We start from the raw sequence: 1352 nt of genomic DNA on the forward strand, positions 1-1352 counted from the left end.
GTCTTTCGAGTGCTCAATCCAAATTGACCCGGCCTTAAGGGGATGGCAGACTTGAGGGTCTCCATCATCTCGACCGTCCTGTCCCTTTAACATCAGGCCAAAATTCGTAAAATCATTAATTCAAACAGTAGAGAATCAAGCGAGAGTTAGCCACTTAATTCATTGAGTGGGCGTGGAGCTTCCCCTTGATTTATCCCGGCGCTAGCGCTCAAGGGACCTTTCCGTTCCTGCCTAGGTACTCAATAAACTCAGACAAACTCAACCCAGAAGACTCTGCCATCTTCTTTATATTTTCCCAGGCTAGTTTTGTAGCCTTTACACTGTAAGTCTTCTTGCTCTCCTCATAAATGCTGGGTCTGCCTACTCTTCTCTTTTTCTCTGACATGTTGACATCCTAATTACGGTAGTATATAATTAAGATAGCATAGCAAAAGGTCGATGCGGTATGTACGGTTGTCAACAGCATTTAATAACTACAACACCTGAGAACAGAGCAATACTAGAATTTATCTGTTCAGAAGCTAATAAGTTAACTAACTGTGGAATCTACTATTGTCGTCAAATATTGTTCAAAGCAGGTAAATACCTTACAAACGCTGATCTGGACAAGATAATGAAAACTAATGTTCATTTCAAGGCAATGAGGTCAGCGTGCGCTCAACAGACGTTGCACGGAGTAATCGAGTCCTTCAAGTCGTATAAAGCTTTGAGTAAGCTATACAATAAAGGTCAACTAGCCAATAAACCCAGGGTTCCAAGTTATAGAAAAAAAGGAGGTCTGGCCGTTGTCAATTATCCGGCTCGGTGGGTAAAACTGGTAAAAGGTCAGCTCAAGTTCACATTAGGGAAACAAGTTAAAGCTTGGTTTGGGATTGACCATTTCCTGCTCCCTATGCCTTCTAATATTGACCACAAAGCGATAAAAGAGTATCGATTCGTCCCAAGGAATGGGTGTTTGTATTTAGAGTTCGTCTATGAACGACCAGCTCCTGAACAGGTTCAACCTACAGATGAAGCGTTGGGAATTGACCCTGGTCTGAACAACTGGTTGACTTGTGTGTCAACAACAGGAAAATCTTTCATTCTGAATGGGAGAAAAGTTAAATCCCAAAACCAGCGGTACAACAAACGTGTGGCTGAGCTCAAGAAGGGAAAAGCTCAAGATTATTGGGATGACCAACTTGCTTCACTGACTGAAAAACGCAATCGACAGATGCGCGACAACGGTGCGGCTCGTTCCAACTAGGAACCTCTAAATAGAGGGTATAAGTTGGGGGAATCGCGAGGTCAAAAACCTCAAAAATTCCTAACTATTTCTTGGATGTGGGTGAAAGCCCCACCCCTGCGGAGAC

At 43.2% G+C, this 1352-nt stretch carries 1 protein-coding gene; it reads left to right on the forward strand.

From position 1 onward, the window contains the following. The first annotated feature begins 640 nt into the window (after window positions 1–640). On the forward strand, window positions 641–1246 hold the full coding sequence (locus tag F6K37_RS42630; protein WP_287257250.1) for an RNA-guided endonuclease InsQ/TnpB family protein: 606 nt from the start codon (window positions 641–643) through the stop codon (window positions 1244–1246). Window positions 1247–1352: the final 106 nt, after the last annotated feature.

Origin of the sequence: Moorena sp. SIO4E2 (assembly GCF_010671945.1) — a bacterium.
In the GTDB taxonomy this organism is placed as follows: domain Bacteria; phylum Cyanobacteriota; class Cyanobacteriia; order Cyanobacteriales; family Coleofasciculaceae; genus Moorena; species Moorena producens.